The 22,869-nt window shown below is 68.8% G+C and carries 21 protein-coding genes; 6 read left to right on the top strand and 15 right to left on the bottom strand.

What is annotated here, in order from left to right:
* The first annotated feature begins 76 nt into the window (after nt 1–76).
* Nucleotides 77–610 (top strand): cytochrome P460 family protein, encoded by a 534-nt coding sequence (locus AB4Y64_RS05320; protein ID WP_441815403.1) that lies wholly within the window; start codon nt 77–79, stop codon nt 608–610.
* 60 nt (nt 611–670) lie between these two features.
* Here the strand turns inward: AB4Y64_RS05320 and AB4Y64_RS05315 are convergent, their stop codons facing one another.
* The 11 genes from AB4Y64_RS05315 to AB4Y64_RS05265 all read right to left on the bottom strand — a co-directional run bounded on the left by AB4Y64_RS05315 (nt 671) and on the right by AB4Y64_RS05265 (nt 13,196).
* Nucleotides 671–1,048: a hypothetical protein gene (locus AB4Y64_RS05315; protein WP_441815402.1), complete on the bottom strand. Its 378-nt coding sequence runs from the start codon at nt 1,046–1,048 to the stop codon at nt 671–673.
* A 332-nt stretch (nt 1,049–1,380) separates the two neighbouring features.
* Nucleotides 1,381–2,307 carry a dienelactone hydrolase family protein gene (locus AB4Y64_RS05310; RefSeq protein WP_441815401.1) on the bottom strand — a complete coding sequence of 309 codons (927 nt, stop codon included), beginning with the start codon at nt 2,305–2,307 and terminating at the stop codon, nt 1,381–1,383.
* A 126-nt stretch (nt 2,308–2,433) separates the two neighbouring features.
* Nucleotides 2,434–4,290: a CocE/NonD family hydrolase gene (locus tag AB4Y64_RS05305; RefSeq protein WP_441815837.1), complete on the bottom strand. Its 1,857-nt coding sequence runs from the start codon at nt 4,288–4,290 to the stop codon at nt 2,434–2,436.
* 129 nt (nt 4,291–4,419) lie between these two features.
* Nucleotides 4,420–5,133 carry a DUF4124 domain-containing protein gene (locus AB4Y64_RS05300; RefSeq protein ID WP_441815400.1) on the bottom strand — a complete coding sequence of 238 codons (714 nt, stop codon included), beginning with the start codon at nt 5,131–5,133 and terminating at the stop codon, nt 4,420–4,422.
* Nucleotides 5,133–5,837, bottom strand: a complete 705-nt coding sequence (locus AB4Y64_RS05295) for a DUF4124 domain-containing protein (RefSeq protein WP_441815399.1) — start codon at nt 5,835–5,837, stop codon at nt 5,133–5,135. Before AB4Y64_RS05295 ends, AB4Y64_RS05300 begins: the two co-directional genes overlap by 1 nt.
* A gap of 67 nt (nt 5,838–5,904) precedes the next feature.
* Entirely contained in the window at nt 5,905–6,513 is a 609-nt protein-coding gene (locus tag AB4Y64_RS05290; RefSeq protein WP_441815398.1) for a DUF1579 domain-containing protein, read from the bottom strand.
* A gap of 98 nt (nt 6,514–6,611) precedes the next feature.
* A complete protein-coding gene (locus tag AB4Y64_RS05285; protein ID WP_441815397.1) occupies nt 6,612–7,175 on the bottom strand; it encodes a Sua5/YciO/YrdC/YwlC family protein in 564 nt (187 codons plus the stop codon).
* A 135-nt stretch (nt 7,176–7,310) separates the two neighbouring features.
* Complete coding sequence (locus AB4Y64_RS05280; protein ID WP_441815396.1) at nt 7,311–9,827, bottom strand: DNA topoisomerase I; 2,517 nt, start codon at nt 9,825–9,827, stop codon at nt 7,311–7,313.
* Nucleotides 9,828–10,156: 329 nt separating this feature from the next.
* Nucleotides 10,157–10,645, bottom strand: coding sequence for a DUF494 family protein (locus AB4Y64_RS05275; RefSeq protein ID WP_441815395.1), 489 nt, complete (start codon nt 10,643–10,645; stop codon nt 10,157–10,159).
* Nucleotides 10,646–10,734: 89 nt separating this feature from the next.
* Nucleotides 10,735–11,955 (bottom strand): DNA-processing protein DprA, encoded by a 1,221-nt coding sequence (gene dprA, locus AB4Y64_RS05270; protein ID WP_441815394.1) that lies wholly within the window; start codon nt 11,953–11,955, stop codon nt 10,735–10,737.
* A 92-nt stretch (nt 11,956–12,047) separates the two neighbouring features.
* Entirely contained in the window at nt 12,048–13,196 is a 1,149-nt protein-coding gene (locus AB4Y64_RS05265) for a LysM peptidoglycan-binding domain-containing protein (protein ID WP_441815836.1), read from the bottom strand.
* Nucleotides 13,197–13,428: 232 nt separating this feature from the next.
* Here AB4Y64_RS05265 and def point away from each other — a divergent pair, with 232 nt between their 5' ends.
* From def to AB4Y64_RS05245, 4 genes are all read left to right on the top strand, one after another.
* A complete protein-coding gene (gene def / locus AB4Y64_RS05260; protein WP_441815393.1) occupies nt 13,429–13,944 on the top strand; it encodes a peptide deformylase in 516 nt (171 codons plus the stop codon).
* A gap of 92 nt (nt 13,945–14,036) precedes the next feature.
* Nucleotides 14,037–14,951 (top strand): methionyl-tRNA formyltransferase, encoded by a 915-nt coding sequence (gene fmt, locus AB4Y64_RS05255; RefSeq protein ID WP_441815392.1) that lies wholly within the window; start codon nt 14,037–14,039, stop codon nt 14,949–14,951.
* Nucleotides 14,952–14,989: 38 nt separating this feature from the next.
* Nucleotides 14,990–16,312, top strand: a complete 1,323-nt coding sequence (rsmB, locus tag AB4Y64_RS05250) for a 16S rRNA (cytosine(967)-C(5))-methyltransferase RsmB (protein ID WP_441815391.1) — start codon at nt 14,990–14,992, stop codon at nt 16,310–16,312.
* Nucleotides 16,313–16,374: 62 nt separating this feature from the next.
* Nucleotides 16,375–18,075: an ArnT family glycosyltransferase gene (locus AB4Y64_RS05245; RefSeq protein ID WP_441815390.1), complete on the top strand. Its 1,701-nt coding sequence runs from the start codon at nt 16,375–16,377 to the stop codon at nt 18,073–18,075.
* 5 nt (nt 18,076–18,080) lie between these two features.
* Here AB4Y64_RS05245 and AB4Y64_RS05240 read toward each other — a convergent pair whose 3' ends face one another.
* Complete coding sequence (locus AB4Y64_RS05240; RefSeq protein ID WP_441815389.1) at nt 18,081–18,935, bottom strand: glycosyltransferase family 2 protein; 855 nt, start codon at nt 18,933–18,935, stop codon at nt 18,081–18,083.
* Nucleotides 18,932–19,756 carry a glycosyltransferase family 2 protein gene (locus tag AB4Y64_RS05235; protein WP_441815388.1) on the bottom strand — a complete coding sequence of 275 codons (825 nt, stop codon included), beginning with the start codon at nt 19,754–19,756 and terminating at the stop codon, nt 18,932–18,934. Before AB4Y64_RS05235 ends, AB4Y64_RS05240 begins: the two co-directional genes overlap by 4 nt.
* Before the next feature lie 22 nt (nt 19,757–19,778).
* Here AB4Y64_RS05235 and AB4Y64_RS05230 point away from each other — a divergent pair, with 22 nt between their 5' ends.
* Nucleotides 19,779–20,831, top strand: a complete 1,053-nt coding sequence (locus AB4Y64_RS05230) for a CDP-glycerol glycerophosphotransferase family protein (RefSeq protein WP_441815835.1) — start codon at nt 19,779–19,781, stop codon at nt 20,829–20,831.
* 10 nt (nt 20,832–20,841) lie between these two features.
* Here the strand turns inward: AB4Y64_RS05230 and AB4Y64_RS05225 are convergent, their stop codons facing one another.
* Together AB4Y64_RS05225 and AB4Y64_RS05220 are read right to left on the bottom strand one after the other, a co-directional pair.
* Entirely contained in the window at nt 20,842–22,326 is a 1,485-nt protein-coding gene (locus tag AB4Y64_RS05225; RefSeq protein WP_441815387.1) for a PH domain-containing protein, read from the bottom strand.
* Between the two features lie 9 nt (nt 22,327–22,335).
* Nucleotides 22,336–22,851, bottom strand: coding sequence for a PH domain-containing protein (locus tag AB4Y64_RS05220; RefSeq protein WP_441815386.1), 516 nt, complete (start codon nt 22,849–22,851; stop codon nt 22,336–22,338).
* Nucleotides 22,852–22,869 lie beyond the last annotated feature (18 nt).

The raw sequence follows: 22,869 nt of genomic DNA, 5'->3' as shown, positions 1-22,869 counted from the left end.
ACGATCTCCCACATGGCAATCGCCGCGTGGCCGGGGATTGCTGCGCCCGGATTGACGCTGACGTCAAGGATCAATCATGAATCGCAAGACCAAACTCTGGATTGCCACGGCTGCGGCTGCGCTTGTTGCCATTGCCGGTGCAGCTGTCGGCGCGCAGGACAAATACGCGCTCGTATCGCCCAGTGGAGTCGCGTTCGCCGACTTCAAGGGTTACGAAGACTGGTCGGTAGTTTCTTCTGCCAAGACCGATGTGCTGAAAGTGATCGTCGCAAACCCGATCATGATCAAGGCGTACAAGTCCGGCATTCCGGGCAACGGCCAGCCGTTCCCCGATGGCGCCAAGATCGCAAAACTTCAGTGGAAGCCGAAGAAGAGCACGGATGCGCCGTTCGATGTCGACGTGCCCGACGTCTTCACACAGGCCTTTCTGATGGAGAAGGACAGCAAGCGGTTCCCGAAGAGCGGAGGATGGGGGTATGCGCTCTTCAACTACACCGCAGCTACCGACTCAATGACGGTCGACCCAACGGGCGTCTCGGATTGTGGGCATGCGTGCCACGTGAAGGTCGCGGACAAGAACTACATATTCCACCCGTACCAGAAGCGATGACGCCTCCGCGGAGGTCACGCATGAGAGTTCATGCAATGTCGCCGACCGCGTGCCCGGAGGTCACTCCGGGCCATGCTGGATCGTCACGACCTTGACGTCGAACTGCTCGCAGCTGCGGCTGTTCTTCGTGCAGATGCCGTTGATCCATACCTGGCCCCTGCCGAACATGATCCCCTTGTAGTTCACGAACAGGTCGGCGTACTGCTGGTCCTTGACGACCTGGACGATGTCCGGGGTGAAGACCTTGTCGTACTGCGCGACGAACGCGGTCGGGTCCTTGATGACATGGTTCCTGCCGTCGATGGTGGCGCCGAACGGGTAGTGCACCATGGCGGCAACCGTGGCCTTGTCACTGTTGACCACGGCCGTCTGGAAGGTGCGGATGAACGGTTCGTAGCGCGTGTGGTCGCCGAGGCTGCTGTCGATCGAATCGTTCACCTGCTTGATGCCGGCGGCGGTATCTGCAGTGGCAGTCGCAGGGGCGGGTTCCGCCGGCGCGGGCGAGGCTGGCGTGTCAGCAGCGGTCGCAGCCGGTGCCGTCGCAGCCGGCGCGGGAGCAGCGGGGGCCGTAGCAGCGGGAGCCGTAGCAGCCGCATCTGCGGTGGCGGCAGGCTTCGCCTGTTCGACAGCAGCAGGTTCTGCAGGCGCAGCAGGCTCGGCAGGACGACTGCACGCACTGAGCACTGCACCCGCCATCACGACAGCGCAAACAACAACCCTGGCCAGTCTCATGGGAGCTCCCGCGTGGGCATGGAGGTGATGGAACGCGCCTACTTCTTGCCGCCCTCGCGCAGCGTGCGATTGAACAGCAGCAGCGTCCGCGCCCAGGCCTCCTTCGCCGCGGCCTCGTCGTAACGCGGCGTGGTGTCGTTGTTGAAGCCGTGCTGCGTTCCTGGCGGCTGGAACAGCGTGTAATGCACGTTCGCCGCTTTCAACGCGGTCTCGTAGGCCGGCCAGCCGGCATTGATGCGTTCGTCGTTGCCGGCGAGCACGACCAGCAGCTCCGCCTTGATCTTCGGCACGTCCTCCAGCGCCGGCGGGGCGCCGTAGAACGGTGCGGCCGCGGCCAGGTTGGGCAGGCGTGTGGCGAGGAAGTTGGCGATGCCGCCGCCGTAGCAGAAGCCGACCGCACCCAGGCGGCCGTTGCCGCCCTCGATGCCCGCCAGCAGGCCCGCTGCCGCGACGAAGTCTTCGCGTGTCTTGGCCTGGTCGAGCTGGGCGAACAGCGTGCGCGCCGCGTCCTCGTCACCGGGATAGCCGCCGAGCGGAAACAGGGCGTCGGGAGCGAAGGCGATGAAGTCCGCCAGCGCCAGGCGCCGGGCAATGTCTTCGATGTGCGGATTGAGGCCGCGGTTCTCGTGCGCCACCAGCACCAGCGGCAGCGGGCGATCAGCTTTTGCCGGCCGCGCCAGGTAGCCGCGGGCCTTGCCATAGCCGTGCGGTGAGTCGAACTCGACGTACTTCGCCGACAGCCGCTTGTCGTCGGGCTTGATCTGTTGCGCGGCCGCGAACTGCGGGCTCAGTGCCGCCAGCAGTCCCGCCGCACCGGCAGCACCGGCAGCGAAACGCGCCGCACCAGCGAGGAAGCCCCTGCGGTCGATGGCGCCGTGCACGTACTGGTCGAACAGGCGCAGCACTTCCGGATCGAAGTCGTCCGCGGTGAGGCGGCTGTTCCTGGAGCGGGGAGGATTCGACACGACGGTCTCCGCGGTTGTGGCCATCAGCATCCACGACGCTGGCGCCCGGTTGGCCGAGCATACCTTCCTGGCGTTGCGGCAACGACGCCGGGTCGCCGCATTCGAGGGGATGACGGACGCTTGCGGCTAGCCCGGGGGTTCCGGTGTCGACAGCACCGGCAGTTCCAGATACGACGCGGTGTTGCCGCCCACGTGCACCCGGTTCAGTGCCTGCGCCGGGACGGTCTCGTCGTAGTTGCGGCCGCCGGTGTTGAGGTTGCGCTCCAGCCGCGGAAAGCTGCTGCTGGTGACGTCGAGGCGGATGCGGTGGCCGCGCGGCACCAGGTAGGCGATCGAGCGCATGTCGACCGTCAGTTCGTAGGTCTCGCCGGGCTTCATGCGCGTCGGGCAGAAGATGCCGTCGCGGTAGCGCGCGCGCAGGGCGCCTTCCTGGATGTTGGTGGCGCGACCGTCGGGCCAGACGTGGACCAGGCGCGCGACGAAATCCGTGTCCGGTGCCGACGACGACACCACCAGGTGCGCGCGCAGCGGGCCGACGATCCGCATCGGTGCTTCCAGCGGCTGCGAGGTGTAGACCAGCACGTCGTCGCGGATTTCGACATCGCGCTGGTCGACCGGGCCGGACACGGCATGCGGATCGGCGCTGCAGCACAGCGGGCCGCCGCGCGAGGGCACCGGGTCGAGCGGGTCGTAGAGGTAGCCGTCGACGTGTTCGTTCTCGTCCGGTTGCGGGCCGAGCGTGCCGTCGCCATCGCGGCCATTGGCCTTGCCGCCGCTGCGCAGGTACCAGCGCTGGTGGCGGGCCTGTGTCGGTGGCCAGGCGGTGGAAGTCAGCCAGCGCTGCTCGTTGAGCACGAAGAACAGGTACGGCGGCAGTTTGGCCAGGCCGTCGCCGCGGCCGCGCAGCCAGTAGTCGAACCACTGCAGGTACCACTCGCGATAGGGCTGCCCGGCGTTGCTCACCGGCAGCTCGCCGAAGCGGCCCATGTCGGCGATCTGTTCGTGTTCGCAATGGTTGCCCGGGGCGATGACGACATGCTGGTACATCGCCGCTTCGGGCGAATGCCGGCGCACGGCCTCGCTGATCGCCAGCGTGCCATCGATGGTCTGGTCGCCCCAGGTGTTGATCACCAGCGCCGGGGTGGTGATGCGGTCGGCATCGGTGACGTAGTCCAGGTCGTTCCAGCCCGGGCCGCCGAGCGGCGTCAGCAGGAAGTCCTCGTAGGCGTTGGGGCCGGGACGCGCGCGCTGCACCAGGTCCAGCACCGGCAACTGCGGCAGCAGCGCGGCCATGCCCGGGACCGCGGGCGAGCCGGAGTGCGCCAGCTTGCCGCCATGCCGGGAGAACCAGCCCGTCGTCCCCGACAGCTGCATCACGCCGCCTTCGAAGGAGCCGAAGTAGTCGGCATTGCCGGCGAGTGCGCCGGCCGCGCCGCCGGCCGCGCTCGGGATCATCGCCGCGTGCGCGGGATGGTTGGCCCGGGCCAGGGCGTATTGCAGCTCGCCCAGCGCCGAACAGCCGATCGTGCCGACCTTGCCGTTCGACCAGGGTTGCCGGGTGATCCAGTCCAGCGTCGCGACACCGTCACCGGTGCCATGTCGCCATGGCACGAAGCCGTCGCCTTCCGACTCGAACTTGCCGCGCACGTCCTGCACCAGCACGGCGTAACCGTGGCGCGCGAAGAACATCGCCTCACCCAGCGCCTCGCCGTAATGCCGGCGGTCGTAGGGCAGGCGGACGTAGACCGTCGCCAGCGGATCGCGCGCCGCGCGAGGCCGGTACAGCGTGCCGGCCAGGCGCACGCCATCGGGCATCGTTATCCAGACATCGTCGTCGATGCGCACGTTGAACAACAGCGCCCGCGCCGGCACCTGCCAATGGGCGGGAATGCGATTGCGCAGGGCGTATAGCAGGCCCGCGGCGATGACCACGGTCAGCGTGGCGCCGATCAGCAGCATCCACCAGAAGGAAGCGGGTCGCACCGCGGACAAGTCCATCTCCAAGTTGGCGTCCCTTGCGGCGCACGCATCAGTCGAAACCGCCGCCGGCACGTGCCTGCGACGCTTCCACTAACGGCGTCAACGGCGCGTGTCGGCCAGCGTGGCGGCCATTCAGGGCTTGGCGCAGCTGCTCGCGGCGATGATTCCGCGCAGGCGGCTGGCCTCGGCCTGCGCATATGCGCGGTTGTCGCCACCGCCGACGGACTGCGATTCGACATCGTCCAGGCGCCGGCTCCAGCCTTCGCACAGCATCGTGTCCGGCACTGGCTGGCAGTCGTCATGGACCATCTGGCATGCCGAGGCGCCGCCGGTCGCAACGGTTCCATCCAGGCCGGAGACCGCCAGCGGTACGCAGCGCGGCGGTGGCGCGGCCTCGTCGCCGAGGTAGCGGTGGCCTTCCCAGGTGCGGCATTCGAACAGCGCTGGCGGGCGTGCGGGACCGGCCTGTGCGGGCGTGGCGGTGGCTTCCGCGGCGGGCACGGGTGCTGGCGCCGCCGTGGGTGCTGGCGCGACCGGCGCGGTCATGCCCGCAGGGGCTGCTTGCGCCGCAGGCGCGCTTGCGGGAGCCGGTGCGACAGCGCCACCGGCGATGAACTGCGCGCGTGATTGCCGCGGCGCCGGCTCGACCACGCGCTTCACTTCCTTGCTGCCCTTGGGGCAGGGCGTGCCGTTCTGCAGCGTCACTGCGCCGGTTGCATCAGTGCAGCGATAGATCACCACCTGCGCCTGCGCCGCCGGCACCAGGGCCAGCAACGACAGGGCAAGCAACAGCAGCAACCACCACGCGCGTCGCAACGCGCTCCCGCGCCCCGCAGCCACCGGCATCAGGCGTCACCGCAATCATTGGCCAGGCGTGCATCGATGCCGCGCTGTTCCAGGTCGATCTGCTGGCGCTCGCTCTGCAGCGCGCTGTTGTAGGAACGACCCAGTTCCCAGCGACGATCGCGCAGGCGCGCGCAGACTTCCTGCTGCGGCAGCGCATTGCAGGTATCGCGGACCCAGGAGCCGGGCCCATACGGGTCATAGACGAACTGTCCGCCCATCGGCGGCCCGGGTTGCGTGCCTGACGGACGGCCAGGCCGGCCGCCGACGTTGTCGCCCAGCGACGTGCGCGAGTCCACGACCGGATAGCCCAGCGCCCACAGCGGCATCCAGCGTGGATTGCCCTCGCTGGTATCGCTCAGGTAACTGGTGCCGTCGGGAGTGGTGCATTCGTACATGGGCTTGGGCGGGGTCATCACGATGTAGCGGGTGGTGGCGGGTGCCGAACCGGGAACCGCCGCCGTGGCGACGGTGCGGGTCGGTTTGCCCTTGCTTGCAGGCTTTGCCCTGGCTTGCCTCGGCGGATCCTTGGGCCGCTGCATTTCCTTGGCCTGCTGGGTCTCGCCCTTGTGGCACGGAGTATCGCGCAACGTGAGCTTGCCCTTGCCGTCGGTGCAGCGGTAGATGGTGATGTCGCCCGCGCTCGCAACGGCCGATGCCAGCACAAGCGGCAGGAAGGCAAGCAGCACCAGGCGAAGCGACGACATGCGTGGAGCATGCGCCGTCGGCGACGCCGGCGATAGCGGTGATTGCGTGGTCATGGCGGTGGCGTCCTCACTTCTGCCGCGTGTACTCGATCTGCATCGTCCTGGATTCTTTTCCGCCGCGCGTTTCGTACATCTCGAACACCTCGTGGTCGTTGTCGACCATGCGCACGACCTGGCGGACCGGGACCTTCGCGCCTTTGGCGTTCGGGTCGGCCATCTCGCCGACGAAGGTGTAGGTGCGGGTCGCCGGGTCGTAGTCGCCGTTGGAGACGAATACGCCGGTCGAGCCGCTGTCCATCCAGGAGCTGTAGTACTTGCCGGTGACGTTGTCGTAGCCGGTGTAGCCCACGCCTTCGAACGGCTGGCCCATCCACGAGCTGCGGAAGTCCTGGCGGATGTGGCGGCCGCCCAGCACCAGGGTATTGGTGGCCGAGCCGGTTTCGGTCATGGGGGGCGTGTCGGGACCCATCCACATCGTCTGTTTGGTGGTCCACTTGCCGACCATCGCGGCCAGCTGCTTGTGCTGCTCACCGGGCTGCGAGGCCTTTTCCCAAGCCCGCATCATGGCCTGCTGGTCGGCGGTGAGCTGCGGCGCGCTGCCGGCCTTTTCCTTCGCCACCAGTGGCACGGCGCCCATCAATGCCAGCGTCAGCAGCGACACCTGCGCGATCTTCATGGCGGCCTCCTGGTGGGCCCGGTCCGTGGCGTTGCCGATCAACGCCGGCGCCGGGACGCTACGACTTGTGCCGTTAAGCCGGTGTGCCGGGCCCGCGCTCAGGCGCGCAATTGCGCCCCGCTGAGGGCGTCACGGATGGTCGTGGGGGCGGCCAGGCCGCCGGTTTCGCCGTCGGTCACGCCGTCCAGCAGCGCAAGCAACCGCTCGTCGAGTCCATCGCGAAGGTGGGCTGGCGGCTCGCCGCTGAGGTTGGCGCTGGTCGACACCAGCGGCCCGCCAAAGGCGGCGCACAGGGCGATGACGGTGGGATGGTCGCTGACGCGCACGGCGACGCCGCGGTGCGCGCCGGTGATCCAGCGCGGCACGCGCGCGGTGGTCGGGACGATCCAGGTGTTCGGGCCTGGCCAGCTCGCCAGCACCGCGTCGCGGCGCGGGGCCGGCAGTGCCTGCCAGTCAAGCAGTCCGTCGAGCTGGTCCAGGGTGCCGGCGATCAGGATCAGGCCCTTGTCGACCGGGCGCTGCTTGATCGCCAGCAGGCGCATGACCGCCACTTCATCGAAGGGATCGCAGCCCAGGCCCCAGACGGCTTCGGTCGGGTAGGCGATGACACTGCCCTGGTGCAGGGCGGTGGCGGCGTCGGAGGCGGTGAGGGACCGGTGCATGCAGGAAGAATAGCGGGCAAAGCGGCCCTCATCCGCCCTGCGGGCACCTTCTCCCGCGCGCGGGAGAAAGGAGCTGCGACTGGAGCCTCTCTCCCGCTTGCGGGAGAGAGGTTGGGGTGTGGGCAGGCCGACGCCTCAGGCCTTGGCCTTGACGACCTTCTTCACCGCTTTCTTCGCAGGCGCCTTGGCGACGGCTTTCTTGGCAGCAGCCTTCTTCGCCGGCGCCTTTTTGGCCGCCGTCTTCTTCGCTGCCTTCTTGGCCGGTGCCTTCTTCGCCACGGCCTTCTTCACGGTCGCCTTCTTGGCAACCTTGACCGCCGGTTCCTTCTTCGCCGCCGCCTTCTTCTTGCCGAAGCGACCGCGCACCGGCTTGCCGGTATCGGCCAGCAGCTGGGTGACTTCTTCCAGCGTCAGCGAGGCCGGCTCACGATCCTTCGGGATCTTGCCGTTGAGCTTGCCGTCGCTGATGTACGGGCCGAAGCGTCCATTGAGCACCTGGATGTCGCTCTCGTCCCACCGCTTGATGATGCGGTTGCGGGCGATCTCTTCCTTCTCTTCGATCAGGAACACCGCGCGCGCCAGTTCGATGGTGTGCGGGTCGTCTTCCTTCGGCAGCGAGGCATACGTGGTGCCGCGCTTGGCGAACGGACCGAAGCGGCCGATGCCGACACTGACCTCGTGGCCGTCGCTCTGGCCCAGCTTGCGCGGCAGCTTGAACAGCTCCAGCGCGTTGGCCAGTTCGATCGTGTGCATGCTCTGGCCGGGTCGCAGCGATGCGAACACCGGCTTCTCCTCGTCCTCGACCGTGCCGATCTGCGCGTACGGCCCATAACGGCCCAGGCGCACGCTGACCGGCTTGCCGCTCTTGGGGTCGGTGCCCAGTTCGCGCGCGCCGGTGGCTTCGCTGCGATCGACCGACTCGGTCTTGTCGAGGACCAGTTCCTTGAACGGTCCCCAGAACTTCTCCATCAGCGGCACCCACTCTTCCTCGCCGCGCGACACCGCATCGAGCTCGTCCTCGAGCTTGGCGGTGAAGTCGTAGTCGACGTACCGGGTGAAGTGGCTGGATAGGAACTTGCTGACCGCACGGCCGACGTCGGACGGGCGGAAGCTGCGCCCTTCCATCTCGACGTACTTGCGGAACAGCAGCGTCTGGATGATCGAGGCGTAGGTCGAGGGACGGCCGATGCCGTATTCCTCGAGCGCCTTCACCAGCGCCGCTTCGGTGAAGCGCGGCGGCGGCTGGGTGAAATGCTGGTCGGCGTGGATGCGATCGAGCGGCACGCGGTCGCCGATCTTCATCGCCGGCAGCTTGCGGCCTTCGTCCTCGTCCTCGCTCGACTTGGTGTCCTTGCCCTCTTCGTAGACGGCGAGGAAGCCCGGATCGACCACCGTCGTGCCCGAGGCGCGGAAGCTGTGCTCGCCGCCGGCAGCCAGATCGACCGAGACGGTGTTGAGCGTGGCCGGGACCATCTGCGAAGCGACGGCGCGCTTCCAGATCAGCTCGTACAGGCGGCGCTCGTCGTCGCTGAGGAAGCGCGAGACCTGTGCCGGCGTACGCAGCGCCGAAGTCGGGCGAACCGCTTCGTGCGCTTCCTGCGCGTTCTTGGACTTGGTCTGGTAGGTGTTGGGCTTGTCCGGCAGCGCGCGCGTGCCGTAGTCGCGGGCGATCACGTCGCGGATCTCGCCCAGTGCCTCTTCCGACAGGCTGACCGAGTCGGTACGCATGTAGCTGATCAGGCCGACGGTGCCCTCGTCGCCGAGGGTCACGCCTTCGTACAGCTTCTGCGCGACCTGCATGGTCTTGCGCGTGGTGAAGCCGAGCTTGCGCGAGCCTTCCTGCTGCAGCGTGGAAGTGGTGAACGGCGGCGACGGGCGGCGCTTGCGCTCCTTGCTGGCCACGTCGGTGACATGCAGGGCGCCATTGGCGGCCTTGACGATGCGCTGGCGCGCGGCCTCGGCGGTGTCGCCGTCGGTGACGGTGAACTGTTCGAACTTCTTGCCGTCGAGCTTGTTGAGCTTGGCGGTGAAGGTCTGGGTCGCGTGCGCGCACTCGGCCTCGATGCTCCAGTACTCGCGGGCGATGAAGGCTTCGATCTCTTCCTCGCGCTCGACGATCATGCGCAGCGCCGGCGATTGCACGCGGCCGGCGGACAGGCCGCGCTGCACCTTGCGCCACAACACCGGCGACAGGTTGAAGCCCACCAGGTAGTCGAGCGCGCGGCGTGCCTGCTGCGCATCGACCAGGTCGGTGGCGATCTGCCGCGGCTGGGTCATCGCTTCCTTGATGGCGCGCGGCGTGATCTCGGTGAAGACCACGCGCTGCAGCGTCTTGCCCTCGAGCAGGCCGCGCTCGCGCAGGATCTCGGCGATGTGCCAGCTGATCGCCTCGCCCTCGCGGTCCGGGTCGGTCGCCAGATACAGCGCATCGGCGCTCTTGGCGGCCTTGGCGATGGCCTCGACGTGCTTTTCGTTCTTCTCGATCAGGTCGTACCGCATCGCGAAGCCACGGTCGGGGTCGACCGCACCTTCCTTGGGCACCAGATCGCGGACGTGGCCATAGGAGGCCAGGACGGTGAAGTCCTTGCCTAGGTACTTGTTGATCGTCTTGGCCTTGGCAGGCGACTCGACGATTAGGAGATTCTTGGCCATGGGGGCTCCGCAGGACCTGTTCCGGTGCTGCTGGCGGTTGTTACGGTTGAGGTCTGTGGAAGGCTGGGCCCGGCATCGTGGCGGGGCGCAGGGGGGCTTCCTTTTTTTATTGAGGGCACGCGCCGGCCACGGCTGTCAAGCGCGGCTGCGTGAAGTCGGGACCTGTAGCGCATGCGCCGCAGCGCTGTTCAGCTCGGCTGCGGTAAACGAAGGCAGGTGGAAATCGCGCGCGAATTGCGCAAGCGCCGGCAAGCGCAGATGGCGCCAGAACGGCCCCGGAGGCCCGGGACCGCGAAACGAGGGGCCCGCGACACGAGAGGTCGTGCCGGTCAGTGAACCGGCTCGGGCTCGTCCTCGAACATCTGGGTTTCCATCCAGGCGTAGGCCGCCTCGGAACCGGGCTGGTTGAACAGGACCATCAGCACGACCCATTTCAGGTCGTCCAGGTCGAGTTCGTCCTGGTCCAGGGCCATGGCGCGGTCGAGCACCAGCTCGCGCTGGCCGGCATCGAGGACGCCGTGCTGCTCAAGGAACATCAGGAATCCGCGGCACTCGACGTCGAGCCGGTCGAGCTCGGGGCCGAAGTAGATGCGGGTCGGGCCATCGGCGCGCGGCACGCTGGCGCTGGGCCTTTGCAGGGCCAGCGCATCGAGCCACTCGAAGGCCTTGTTGATCTCGGCGGGGCTGAACCCGGCTTTGCCGAGCTCGTCAAAGAGAGGACCGCTGCGGAGCGAATCGTGGTCGCGGACAAGGTCCGCGTCTTCAGTGAAGTAGTGCTCGAACAGGTACAGCAGGACGTCCAGAATGCTCTCTTTCATTTCCCTCGGCCTGCGCCGCATGCGGCGCGGTGGGCAGAAACTTGCGGGTGACCCGCGGGTCGTTGGGTGAAGGTGGTGGATGCCCTCATTCAGCGATTGCGGAAGTACCGGCCGTGTTGTGCCTGAACACGACCATCAAGCTCCATGAGCAGCAGCATGGAGGACACTGCTGCGGTCGTCAATCCAGAACGTGTGACGAGTTCATCCATAGTGGTGGGGTCATGACCCAGGGCCAGCCACAACCTCTGGTAGTCGGCGTCCTGCGTCGCTGAATCCCTGCCGGTCTGGATAACGACTTCCTCACCGGGGTGAATTGGGGCGTCCAGGCGCATCCGCAAGTCCTGCGCCAGGGCCTGTGCCTGCGGCGCCAGAGCAGCGATGACCTCGGCCGGATCCTCGACCAGGCCGGCGCCCTCGCGGATCAGGCGGTGGCAGCCGCGGGCGAGCGGGTTGCGGATCGAACCGGGCAGGGCGAACACATCGCGCCCGGTTTCCGCTGCCAGGCGCGCGGTGATCAGGGCCCCCGATTGCCAGGCCGCCTCGATCACCAGGGTCGCCAGCGACAGGCCGGCGATGATCCGGTTGCGGGCCGGGAAGTGCGTCTTCAGTGCACGGGTGCCGGGGAGATGCTCGCTGACCACCACGCCATGGCTGGCGACGCGCGCCAGCAGGCCGGCATTGGCGCGCGGGTAGGCGACATCGGGCCCGGTGCCCAGCACCGCCACGGTGATGCCGCCGGCCGCCAGCGTGGCCTCGTGGGCGGCAGTGTCGATGCCGGCGGCCAGCCCGCTGACCACGGCCAGGCCGGAGCGCACGAACGCTTGGGCGAAATCGCTGGCGTGGCCGGACCCCGCGGGCGTGGGCCCTCGGCTGCCGACGATGGCGACCGCGGGATGCCAGAGCAGGATCGGGTCGCCAGCCACGAACAGCGCCAACGGCGGACTGGGCGCGCGGCGAAGTTGCGCCGGGTAGTCGGGGCTGTGCCAACCAATCAGATGGTGTCCGGGGCGCTTCAGCCAGGCCTCGGCCCTGGGCGATGGTTCGAAGTCGCGCGGGCACAGCCGCAGCACCTGCGCTGGCGTCAGCCCGCACTGGCGCCAGGCCGCCGGCCCGGCGGCAAGCGCCCGTGCGGGCGACCGGAATTGCTCCAGCAGGCAACGCCTGGGCTCGGTGGCCCCGCCGACAGCGATCAGCTTGAGCAGGGCACGGACGTCAGCGGCGTCGTCCTTGTCGGCGCGATCGTCGCGGTCTGGGCGGTCTGGGTGGCGGCGGCTGGAAGGCGGGGATTGCGGCGGAGGGGCGAGTGGCATGGCCCGAGCATCGGGCGGAAACGACGACGGCGCCCTAGGGCGCCGTCGTTTTGAAGCGTAGGTCGATCCCGATGGGGATCGCTACCCGGGGCTCAGTTCGACGCGTCCGGGTGCTTGAGGCGGTAGCCCAGGCGGGTCGGACGGATGCTGTCCATGACCAGCGCGTAGCTGACCTTCTCGAAGGTGCGGAAGACCATGACGTGGCTGGCGAACTCGTCAGGCAGCTTGACCTCGCCACCACGCGTGGTGGCGTCGTAGCTGCGGTCGAGGCCGGCCTTGACCCGATCGATCTCCAGGCTGCCCTGGCGCCAGGTCGAGAACACAGTGCCGTTGTCGACGCCGTCGGCGGTGCCGACCGACAGGGCCACCACGTCGCGGCTGCCGCCGCTGGTGAGCATGTCGGCGACAGCTATGACGCGCGCCTTCTCGACGGCAACTTCCTGGTTCGGGGCATGCGGCATGAACTGCAGGTCGTAGGGCTGCGCCTCGACCGGGATCAGGCGGTCGCCGACGCGTACTTCGCGGCCATTGCCGTCGATCAACAGCGTGGCGGCATTGGAGTCACCGGCAACGCCGCGGCTGATCGTGCCGACGGTCTGCTTGGTCAGCTCGTAACCCAGGAACTCGCCACCGCCGGCCGGCATCTGGTAGTTCCACAGCGATTCCAGGCCGATGTTGCGCTTGCCGCGGAAGTCGAGGTCGGCAGCGCGGCGGCCGGAGTTGTCGCAGCAGCGATCCGGATCCATCGTCTGGTAGCGGTTGGTCGGGCGGACCACGGCGTAGCGCTGGCCCGGCTGGGCGTCGGCCAAGCCCTTGATGTAGGCGACCTGGTCGAGGCTGCCGGCGAGGCGGTCTTCTTCCAGTCCGACCACGTACGGCAGGCTCTCGAAGTCCTCGACCACGCGCATGTCCTTGAGGAAGGCCTCGACATCGGACAGCGGAATGGCATTGATCGGCGCCTCCTGACGGGGGCCTTCCTGCACCGCGACGCGGTCAAGGTAGGCCAGCGAGAGCACGTCGCCGGGGTAGATCAGGTGCGGATTCTTGACCTGCGGGTTGGCCTGCCAGATCTCCGGCCACAGCCAGGGCTTCTGCAGGAACTTGCCGGCGATGTCCCACAGGGTGTCGCCCTTCTTGACCACGTAGGTGTCAGGATGGTTGCCCGCGACCTCGGCGGCCACGCCGTAGGTGGCGACCGTCAGCAACGCAGCGGTCAGGACCGTGCGCAACGGTTTGAAAATGGTGACCATCGGTTTTCCCCTATGAGCCCATGTCGAGCAGTTTGGATCGACGGCCCCTTGCGTGCTGCCAGAGGCAGCTTCCCCGCACGCCCGTAAAGGCGGGGCCCCGCGGCAATATAGCCCAGAAGAACCGCATGGTTGCAAGCGTGGGAGCGACCCAACGGGGTTACAATCGCACTACTTGTTGTGGTTGTGACACACGCCCCCATTTGAATTGCCATCCAGAATCGCCATGGCCCTGCTCCCCATTCTCGAGTTTCCCGACCCCCGCCTGCGCACCGTCGCCGCGCCGGTCGATCCTGCGCGCGTCACCAGCGCCGAATTCCAGAAGCTGCTCGATGACATGTTCGAGACCATGTACGAGGCCCCGGGCATCGGCCTGGCCGCCAGCCAGGTCGACGTGCACCAGCGCTTCATGGTCATGGACATCAGCGAGGAGCACGACGAGCCCCGGGTGTTCATCAATCCGGAGATCACCGCCCGCGACGGCGAGCAGGTCTACCAGGAGGGCTGCCTGTCGGTCCCGGGCATCTTTGCCGACGTGACCCGCGCCGACCGCATCACCGTCAGCTTCCTCGACCGCGACGCCAAGCCGCAGCAGCTGGAAGCCGAGGGCCTGCTGGCGGTGTGCATCCAGCACGAGATGGACCACCTGGCCGGCAAGCTGTTCGTCGACTACCTCTCGCCGCTCAAGCGCGAGATGGTGCGCAAGAAGCTGGCCAAGCAGCGCCGCCAGGCCGCGGCCTGAGCGCCCGGCCCGGACCGCGCCCGGGATGACTCCGGGAAGGCCCGGATGATTTCGTTCGTCCTGTCCCACTTTCCCCTGGCGCATCCAATCCGATGAGAATCGTCTTTGCCGGCACTCCCGACTTCGCCGTGCCGTGCCTGCGCGCGGCTTCGCAGCGCAACGAGGTCGTTGCCGTCTACACCCAGCCCGATCGTCCGGCCGGACGCGGACGCGGCCTGACGCCTTCACCGGTCAAGCGCGAGGCGCTGCTGCGCGGCATCGACGTGTTCCAGCCGGAGAACTTCAAGTCGGCCGTGTCCAGGGACGCGTTGCGCGCGCTGCAACCCGACCTGATGGTGGTCGTGGCCTATGGCCTGATCCTGCCGCAGTCGGTGCTGGACATCCCCACCCATGGTTGCTGGAACGTGCACGCCTCGCTGCTGCCGCGCTGGCGCGGCGCCGCACCCATCCAGCGCGCGATCGAAGCCGGCGACAGCGAGTCGGGCGTGTGCCTGATGCAGATGGAGAAGGGTCTCGATACCGGCCCGGTGCTGTTGTCGCAGTCGCTGCAGATCGGCGAGCACGAGACGGGCGGGCAGTTGCACGATCGCCTGTCGACGCTGGGTGCGCAGGTGCTGGCCGACGGCTTGGGCCTGTTGCGCGCCGACATCCGACCGGTGCCGCAGCCACAGCCCACGGAGGGCGTCACCTACGCGCACAAGCTCGACAAGGCCGAGGCCCGCCTCGACTGGACGCAGCCGGCGACGACGCTGGCCAACAAGGTGCGCGCCTTCAATCCCTGGCCGATGGCCGAAGCGGTGGTCGCCGGTGAGCGGCTGCGCCTGCATGGTGCGGTCGCGCTCGACGAACACCATGGCGCCGAGCCGGGATCGCTGCTGCGCGCCGGCCGCGACGGCCTGGATGTCGCCTGTGGCGCCGGCGTACTGCGCATCCGCGTATTGCAGCGCGAGGGCGGCAAGGCGATCACCGCGGCCGATTACCTCAACGGTCGTCCCGACCTGCGCTGACGGCCGGCCACGACAGCGACCCAGGACGGCGACCCCCGATGCCACGCCCCGACCACTCCCCCAGCGCGACCTCCGGCGCCGCCTCGCGCGCAGCCGCCGCACGCGTGCTCGATGCGGTGCTGCATCACGGCCGTTCGTTGAAGGCCGAGCTCGCGGTGGCGCTGCCGCGCATCGCCGATCCGCGTGACCGCGCGCTGGTGGAGGCGATCTGTTTTGCGGTGCTGCGCCATCCGGCGCGCTTCGAGTCGGCCTTGCTGGCCTGGGTGCCGCGACCATTGCCCAAGCGCGACAGCGAGCTCAAGGCGCTGCTGTTCGTCGGCTTCGCCCAGCTCGATCCGCTGGGTCTGCCGGCCCACGCCGCCGTGGCCGCAACCGTGGAGGCCGTGCGCACGCTCGGCCGACGCCACCAGGCCGGTCTGGTGAATGCCCTGCTGCGTCGCGCCCAGCGTGAAGGCCTGCCGCCCGGTGAGCCGCACGCGCACTGGCCGAAATGGCTGCGCGACCAGATAGAACGCGACTGGCCCGAGGACGCCGAGGCCATTCTCGACGCCAGCGCCGCCGAACCGCCGATGTGGCTGCGGGTGAACCGTCGCCAGCAATCGCGCAACGACTATCGCGCCCGCATGCAGGAAGCCGGCATCGAGTCGCAGGTCGACGAGCGTCTGCCCGACGCGCTGCGACTGGACACGCCGGCCGCGGTTGCGGCGTTGCCCGGCTTCGCCGAAGGCGCTGCGTCCGTGCAGGATGCTTCGGCGCAACTTGTCGTCGAGGCCCTTGCGGCGCCGCCGTCCGCGCGCGTGCTCGATGCCTGCGCCGCGCCCGGCGGCAAGACCGCGCACCTGCTCGAGCGCGATGCATCGCTGCAACTGGTCGCGCTCGACATCGATGCGCAACGCCTGGACCGGATGCGCTCGGGCTTCACCCGCCTGCGCCTGGGCGAGCGCGTGCAACTGCTTGCCGCCGATGCCGCCGACACGCAGGCATGGTGGGATGGAACGCCGTTCGACGCGGTGCTGCTGGACGCGCCGTGTTCGGCGACCGGCATCATCCGCCGCCAGCCCGACGTGCTGCAGCACCGCCGCGCATCGGACCTGACGGCACTGGTGGCGACGCAGTCGCGCCTGCTCGATGCGCTGTGGGCCACGCTCGCGCCTGGCGGCGTGCTGTTGTACGCGACCTGTTCGATCCTCAAGGCCGAGAACGAGGCACAGGTCGATGCGTTCCTGGCGCGCACGCCAGACGCGGTGGCCGAAGCGCTCGATGATCGTTTCGGTCGCGCCAGTGGCGCCGGTCGCCAGCGATTGCCGGGCGAGTTGGGCTACGACGGGTTCTTCTACGCGCGGCTGCGCAAGAACGCCTGACCGGCGGCGGACGGCCCGGCGTTCCGACATCGCGACGACGCCTGCCGGCTATCATCCGCGCCATGCTCAAGCCGATCGCCGCGCGCCCGACCTGGCGCAACGACACCACGCTGTTCTGGATCATCGCCGTGCTCGTGCTCGGTGCCGGCCTTGGCCTGCGCGACCCGTGGCCGGCCGACGAACCGCGCTTCGCGCTCGTCGCCAAGCACATGATCGAGAGCGGGGACTGGCTGTTCCCGCACCGCGGAAGCGAGCTGTATTCGGACAAGCCGCCGTTGTTCATGTGGTTGCAGGCGCTTGCCTACACGGTGTTCGGCAACTGGCGCGTCGCCTTCCTGCTGCCGTCGCTGCTGGCCGCGCTGGGCACGCTGTGGTGCGTGGTCGACCTGGGCCGCCGCTTGTGGACGCGCCGGGTCGGGCTGTACGCCGGATACGCGTTGCTGTTCGCGCTGCAGTTCACCTGGCAGTCGAAGAAGGCGCAGATCGATCCGCTGGTGGTGTTCTGGATCACGCTGGCCAACTACGGGCTGCTGCGGCATGTGTTGCAGGTCGCGCGAAGCACGTCCGGTGGGAGCGTGGGCCCCAACTGGCCGATGTGGATGCTCGGCTGGGCGGCCGCGGCGCTGGGCACGATCAGCAAGGGCGTGGGCTTCATCGCGCTGCTGATGCTGATCCCCGCCGGCATCGCCTCGCTGCGCGGCTGGGACGTGAAGGTATATGCCGGCCGCGCGAAGTTCTGGCTCGGTCCGCTCGCCTTCGTGCTGGCCGCGTGCGTGTGGCTGGTGCCGATGCTGATCGCCGGGCTCGGAAACTCCGGGCCCGAATACCGTGCCTACATCGACGACATCCTGATCCGGCAGACGGCCAAGCGTTACGGCGCGTCGTGGGATCACGGCCAGCCGGCCTGGTACTTCCTCGAAGTGGTCCTGACCATGTGGCTGCCGACGGTGCTGGTGCTGCCGTGGGCGATCCCGGCGTGGTGGCGGCGCCTGCGCCGGCGCGATCCGCGCTATCTGCTGCCGCTGGCGTGGTGCCTGCTGGTGCTGGTGTTCTTTACCCTGCCCAGCGGCAAGCGCGACATGTACATCCTGCCGGCGCTGCCGATGATGGCGCTGGCGCTGGGGCCGTTGCTGCCGGGACTGATCCGGCGCAAGGGCGTGCGGCGTCTGGCTTACGGATTCACCGCGGTACTCGCCGGCGGCCTGTTGATTGGCGGACTGGCGATGCTGCTGGGCGATCCGGGTTTCGAGCGCCGCTTCGTCGCCGAGCGCTCCATCGAAGACGTGTCCACGGCGCTTGCGGCCAGCATCACGGCGGTCGGTTTCTTCGGTGTCGCCTGCCTGTTGTGGTTCGGACGCGCGCGCCCGATCGTGGCCACGCTGGCGACGCTGACCGGCCTGTGGGTGTGCTTCGGGCTGGCCATCGCGCCGCTGCTCAACGACTCCTCGTCGGCCCGCGGGCTGATGACCGACATCGGCCAGCGGATCGGGCCGCAGGCCGAACTGGGCCTGGTGGCGTGGCGCGAGCAGAACCTGCTGATGGCCGACCGCAAGGTCGCCGAGTTCGGCTTCAAGGTCGACTTCGACGAGCAGATGCGGCGCGGACTTGCCTGGCAGCGGCAATCGCCGGCGACGCGCTGGTTGCTGGTGCAGGACGTGGCGCTGGCCAAGTGCATCGACAGCGGGAAGGCGCAGCACATGGGCAATGCCAACCGGCGCGGATGGACGCTGGTGCCGGGCTCGGCGGCGGCCAACTGTCAATAGGCGCATCAACCCAGGCGGCGCAGATCCGGGAGCGGATGCGCCGCGAACTCGGCGATATGGCGGTCCAGCCCCTGCACGCTGCGGATGCGGCCACTGGCGCGGGTTTCGGCCAGCAGGCCATCGTTCGGGCTCGCGCCCTCTTCGTGCCGCTCGGGGTGGTACAGGTGTGTGGCCAGGCCAGCGAAGCGCAGTGAACGACGCTCAAGCCCCGCATGGAACGCGCGCACGGCCAGGTCCTTGTCCTCGCGGCCCCAGCCCTCGTAGCGCTCGTCGAAACCGTTCAGCGTGACCAGATCGTCGCGCCACCAGCCCTGGTTGCAGGTCTTGATCGCGCTGCCGCTCTGGCCGCGCGTGCTGCGCAGCGACAGCGCGGCCAGCGCCGGGAGGCGCAGCGTGTGCCGGCGGCGAGTGAGGCCGCGGTCGAAGAAACCCAGTTGCGCCACTTCGCGATTGAGCAGGCGGTCGCGGCCTTCCTCGTTGGTCAGCACGCGCATGCCCTGGACGAAGCTTCCGGGCTCGGCCGCCTGCAGGTGGTCGCCGACGAACATCGGGTGCGGCAGCATGTCGCCGTCGAGCAGCAGAACGTAGTCGCCCCCCGTTGCGGCGATGGCGCGGTTGCGGGCGAGGGAGACGCGGAAGCCACGGTCCTCGATCCAGCTGTGGCGCAGCGGCGCCGGAAAGTCACGGGCCACGCGTTCGAGCATCGCGCGGGTGTCCTCGCGCGATCCGTCATCGGCGACCACGACTTCGTGCGGGAGCGTGTCCTGGCGGGCGAGGGCCTCCAGCGCCAGCTCCAGCGCCTGGGGCCAGTTGTAGGTGGTGATGACGACGCTGGCGCGCGGTGGGGCAATGGCGTTCATCGGTCCGGTCCACTCACGGCCTGGCCGTTGTGCAGCATCCACAACATGATCGTCTTCTGCCGCACGTAGTTGGCGCGGACGTAGGCGTAGACCAGGCCGTGCCAACCATCACGGAAGCCCCCGCGCAGCAGGTAGCCGCGCCAGAAGCGCCATGCCGGCGACAGCACCAGGCCGGTCAGCGTGGCGCGCTTGCCGCGGGCGAAGTCGTGCTCGGCCATCATCCGGGCGTAGCGCTGGGTCTTGAGCAGTTGCTGCTCGAGCGAGCGGTAGGGGTAGTGGATCAGGTCGCCGGCGAGGGTCCGCACCGGGCCGTCGACGCTGGCGGCCTCGTGCACCTCGCGGGTGCCGCGCCAGCCGCCGCGGCGGCGGTCGAACAGGCGCAGGACGCGGTCCGGGTAGGCGTTGCCGTGGCGCAGGAACTTGCCGAAGTACTCGCTGAGGCGGGCAAAGCGGAAGCCGGCCGCATCGCCGAAGGCGCCGGCGCGTTCGGCCTCGATGGAGGTGCGCAGGGCATCGCTGACTCGCTCGTCGGCATCCAGGCACAGCACCCAGTCGTGCGCGGCCTGCTCGACGGCGAACTGCTTCTGGCTGCGGAAACCTTCGAAAGGGCGCTGGATGACGCGCGCGCCGAGGCTGCGGGCGATTTCGGCCGTGGCGTCGGTCGAAAACGAATCGACCACGACCACTTCGTCGCAGAACGCCAGCGAGGCAATGCAGTCGCCGATGCGGTCGGCCTCGTTGAACGCAATAATGCAGGCCGACAGCGGGCATGCTGAGCGCGCGCCACGCGTGTGGGGCGCGGTCTCCGGCGTGTCCTGCATCGATGGCGTATTGGAGGAAGCGTTGATGGCCGATTACCTGTTGTTCGCGAGCGAACGCTATGCGCTGCCCATCCTGCAGCCGCTGGCGCAGGCGCTGCAAGCCGCCGGGCACGGCGTGCACGCCTGGTTCGTGGACGGCGCCGCCGGCGCCGAACTGCCGGCGCCGGTGCGAATGATAGGCCTGCACGAGGCGGTCGCGCTGAAACCGCGGGCGGTGTTCAGCGCCGCCAACTGGGTGCCTCCGTTCGTCTCCGGGGCGAAGGTGCAGCTGTTCCATGGCTTCAACGTCGAGAAGCGCTCGGACGAGCGCGGCCATTTCCGCGTGCGCGGGCTGTTCGACCTCTATTGCACCCAGGGCCCGGCGACGACCGCGCCGTTCCAGGCGCTGGCGGTGCAGGCCGGTCACTTCGCCGTGGTCGAGACCGGCTGGCCCAAGCTCGATCCGCTGTTCCGCGATGACGACGGCGCCGCCGCCGCCCTGCGTGCGCCGGCCGGTTCGCGCCTGGTCGTCATGTTCGCCTCCACATTCACCGAGCGCCTGAGCGCGGCGCCGCACCTGTTCGATGCGATCGCGGCAGAGGTGGCCAAGGGCGACCGCTACTGGCTGCTGACCCTGCACCCCAAGTGTCCGCCTGAACTCTTCGCGCGCTATCGCTCGCTGGCCGGCGCCAATGCGGCCTTCTTCGAGACCGAACAGCTGGTCGCCGCGCAGCGCGCCGCCGACGTGCTGCTGGCCGACACCACCTCGGTGGTCTCCGAGTTCGTCGTGCAGCGCAAGCCGGTGGTGACGTTCCGCAATCGCGCGCCAAAACCGCACATGCTCGATTTCGACGATCCGTCGCGGCTGCCGGAGATGCTCTATCGCGCGTTCGCGCCGGAGCCGGCGCTGCTCGCTGCGCTGTCGGCCTATGCCGATTCGATCCACCCGTACCGCGATGGGCGCTCGTCCGAGCGCGTGCTGGCCGCCACGCAGGCATTGCTCGACGGTGAGCTCGGCACGCTGCGGCGAAAGCCGCTGTCGTCGCTGTGGCGCGCGCTGCAGATCCGCCGCGAACTGGGCTACTGGCGTCCCTGAGCGGGCCGCATCACCAGCGCAGCGGCCGCTGCGCCAGGGTCCGCCCGAGCCGGGCATACAGCGCCCGCGCCTCTGCCTCGGGCAGGAAGCGCACGCGCAACGGTGGCGCCATCGCGCCGGCGCCGCTGGTGTCCAGCCACAGTGTCGCGGTGCCGCAGCGGCGGTCGATCGGCGAATGGGTCAGCTGCAGCGCCTGCAACTTGTCCAGCTCGGCGAAGCGCCAGTGCCGGGTCCACCAGCCTTCGCGGATCGCTATCAGCTCATCGCCCACCGCGTAGGCGGCGCGCTGCGCGTGGCGCCGCGCCTTGAATGCCGACCACGGCAACCACAGCAGCGCGAGCAGGCCCCAGGCGCCGAACTTGATCGCCAATGCAATCGCTACCGCCAGCACGAACGGCACCGAAGGCAGGAACAGCCGCCACCAGCTCGACGCCGGCAGCGGCTGCCAGTCCAGATGTGACCACTTCGCGCGCGGCAGCAGGTGCTCGACCAGGGCATCGCACGCGGCCGGCGTGGCGATCGGGGCCAGCTCGCGCAGCGCGCGCTGCTGGCGTCCTTCCTCGGCCACGGCGGTGTCGACTTCCAGGCTGCGACGCTTGAGCAGGCGGTGCAGCACGCCTTCGTGCAGGGTCCAGGCCTGGATGCGGCGACGCGAGGCGCTGGTGCGCCAGCGCGCCAGCAGGCCGCGTTCGACGGTCAACCGGCGGCCCTGTTCGCTCAGGCGGAAACCGAAGTACTGCATCAGGGCCAGCGCCACCGACAGCAGCCGCAGCGCGCCCAGCAACAGGGCCAGCACCGCCAGACCCGCCGCCGCGTATTCGAGCGGACCGAAGCCATGCTCGCCGGCGTAGCCGAACAGGCGCATGCCGACGGCTTCGAACAGGTTCGGGATCAGCTTGGGGCTGAACTGCGCCGCCGCAGCGAAACCCGTGCCGACCAGGATCAGGCCACGGTTGGAAACCAGCCCCAGCCGCAGCACTTCCGCCACGGGCAGGGTCAACAGCGTGTCGACCGCGGGTTCTTCGACCGGCGCATCGGCCGCGGTGGCCTGGCCGCGACGCCGCACCAGCGATTCGAGCGCCAGCGCATCGTCGAGCCTGAGCACGCGCATCTGCGCCTCGGGCTTGGCGCCGCCGGCCGATTCCAGGCGCACTTCGGCCACGCCGAACAGCCGGTGCAGCAGCGTCTGCTGCAGCGCGACGTTATGGATGCGCGCGAACGGGATCACCCGCAGGCTGCGTTCAAGCAGCCCGCTGCGCACCACCAGGTGGTCGCCGGCGACGCCATAGCGGTAGGTGAAGTACTGCCACAGCGAAGTCACCACCAGCACCGCGACGCCGATCAGCGGCCACAACTCGTTGCGGTCGCCGCGCTTGAGGAACAGCAGGATCAGCAGCGGCACGATGAACTGCTTGAGCTGCTGCAGCAGCACGAACAGCCACGACATCGGATGCAGGCGGCGTTCGGGTTCCGAAGCGGTCACGGGTCCGTTCATCGGCGCCGGTTACAGGTCGTCATCGTGGTCGATCTGGCGCCCGAGCCGGTCGCGCAGGCGCTCGGCGTCGTCGGCGTCCAGGTGCGGCACCGCCACCGAGCTGTGTCGGGTGCCGGCGGTGTGCACGATCAGCGTCGCCAGGTTGCGCCTGCGTTGCAGCGGCCCGCGCTTGAGGTCCAGGTGCTGCACGCGCGTGGCCGGGACGCGCGTCTCGCGCTGCCACATGTTGCCGCGGCGAATCGCCAGGCCATCGTCGTCGAGACGCCAGAAGGTGTAGCGGTACTGCTTGAGGCCGATCCAGAACGCCAGCGCCACGCCCAGCACCAGCGCAAGCAGGCCGATGAAAACCGGCAGCTCCAGCACCCGCGCCAGGATGAAGCCGGCGACTGCGAACGGGATCGCCAGCGGCAGGGCACCCAGCAGGCACAGGGCGCGGGCACGGATGGGCAGTGGTTGCCAGTCGGCCACGGCAGCGGCAGCGGCGGCAGGGACGGGCGGGGTGTGCGTCGAATCGGGCGTGAGCATGGCCATCCAGTGAAAGTG

Origin of the sequence: Lysobacter sp. TAF61 (genome assembly GCF_052113485.1) — a bacterium.
Taxonomy (GTDB): Bacteria; Pseudomonadota; Gammaproteobacteria; order Xanthomonadales; family Xanthomonadaceae; genus Lysobacter_J.
Note: the sequence above shows the minus strand (reverse complement) of the source record. Positions and strands in the feature narration are given on the sequence as shown.